At 38.4% G+C, this 1,526-nt stretch carries 3 protein-coding genes; all 3 read left to right on the top strand.

Going from position 1 to position 1,526, the window contains the following annotated elements; all coding sequences use genetic code 11:
• Positions 1-282 precede the first annotated feature (282 nt).
• The 3 genes from J7438_RS25415 (at position 283) to J7438_RS25425 (ending at position 1,405) form a co-directional block, all read left to right on the top strand.
• Positions 283-741: an HIT family protein gene (locus J7438_RS25415; protein ID WP_209204870.1), complete on the top strand. Its 459-nt coding sequence runs from the start codon at positions 283-285 to the stop codon at positions 739-741.
• A 98-nt stretch (positions 742-839) separates the two neighbouring features.
• The gene (locus J7438_RS25420; RefSeq protein WP_209278833.1) at positions 840-1,010 is read left to right on the top strand and encodes an acetyltransferase; all 171 of its coding nucleotides are present in this window, start codon (positions 840-842) and stop codon (positions 1,008-1,010) included.
• Positions 1,010-1,405 (top strand): type II toxin-antitoxin system death-on-curing family toxin, encoded by a 396-nt coding sequence (locus J7438_RS25425; RefSeq protein WP_209278834.1) that lies wholly within the window; start codon positions 1,010-1,012, stop codon positions 1,403-1,405. The genes J7438_RS25420 and J7438_RS25425 overlap by 1 nt, the downstream gene beginning before the upstream one ends.
• The last annotated feature ends 121 nt before the right edge of the window (positions 1,406-1,526 follow it).

Here is a 1,526-nt window from a genome sequence, read left to right on the forward strand (position 1 = left end):
TGCTCAAAGTTTTTGCCTGAGAAATTGTCTTTGCCGCATAGGAAGGCCCTGCGAACACAGCGTGCCATGCAGTGGTAGTAGGGCGTACTGGCTGGATCTATGAGGTTTTTTCGGGCGGTCGTCATGTTATTTTTTTTGGTTGCTGGGTAGATTTCCTTAATGCCCTTAAGAGGCTCCAGAAGAAAAATAGACAGTGTGGCCGATTAGTCAAATTTTTGGGTGTCCTTTATTTCTTCTTTATTTCATTATGCGTTCATACAAAAATTACAAAGGAGTTTTTCTGTGAGTTGTATTTTTTGTGACATCGTCGAAGGTAAAGTTGCCTGTCATAAAATTTGGAAAGACGAAAATCATTTAGCATTTCTTTCAATTTTTCCGAATACAGAAGGTTTTTCTGTTGTTATTCCAAAGCAACATCATTCAAGTTATGCTTTTGATCAATCTGATGAAGTTTTAAGTGATCTTGTTTTAGCGACAAAGAAGGTGGCAAATCTTCTTGATAAATCTCTTGAAGGTGTTGCAAGAACAGGAATGTTTTTTGAGGGTTATGGCATTGATCATTTGCACAGCAAATTGTTTCCAATGCACGGAACCGGAAACGATTCAGCATTCCAACCAATTTCTTCAAATAACAAAAAATTCTTCAAGAAATACGAGGGCTATATTTCTTCGCACGATCACGAAAGAGCCGACGATCAAATATTGGCTAATATTGCAGCAAAAATCAGAGCACACGCATAACAAGCGCGTCGTGCGGACAAGCCGCACACGCAGGCGTTATGTTTCTAATTCAATCTATCGATCTATAATACATCTAAATTTTTAAATAAGGAAAAACCATGAACTCAAAAGTCGAAGACTATGGTGTTCAGCCTGTTGAAAGGCCAAAAATCAAGGCAACAAAGAAGCTTGATCTTTCAGGGGAAACTGGGCGTCAAATCATAAAATCAGAAACAAAACTTGTTTTAAGAACTCACACTAAAACATTCAAAAAATTGGCTGACATGTAATGGATATTATCTGCTTCCCCTTTGAACGTGTGGTTGAGATAAATGCTTTCATTCTTTCAACTGAGCCAGGAATGAAAGGTAGCGTTGATGTATCCAAGTTGCAAGGAGCATTAAGTCGTATTGATAATGCAGTAGTTTACGAAGGTTTAGATGATGTATTTGAAATAGCTGCAAAATATACTGCATCTATTGCAGTTTCTCATGCCTGTCCAGATGCCAATAAACGCACAGGGTTAGCTGTTGCACTTGAATATCTTTCTCTGAATGACTATGAAATCACAGAAGATAATGATCTTTTAGCAAATGCAGTTCGAGATTTGGTCATTCAAAAAATAAATGAAACCGACTTTGCTGACATACTATATGCACAGTACCTAAAAGGGGTCGAAACATAACGAATAAGGATAGATTGCGCCCAGCCGCAATCTATCCTGTTGTTGCACAAGCCCGGGTTGATTTCTGGCGAGGAAGGTCTATTGAAGTTTACTTTTCTGGTTGATCTTGAATCAGAGCGTT

It is taken from the genome of Thalassotalea sp. G20_0 (assembly GCF_017744175.1).
In the GTDB taxonomy this organism is placed as follows: Bacteria; Pseudomonadota; Gammaproteobacteria; order Pseudomonadales; family Endozoicomonadaceae; genus Endozoicomonas.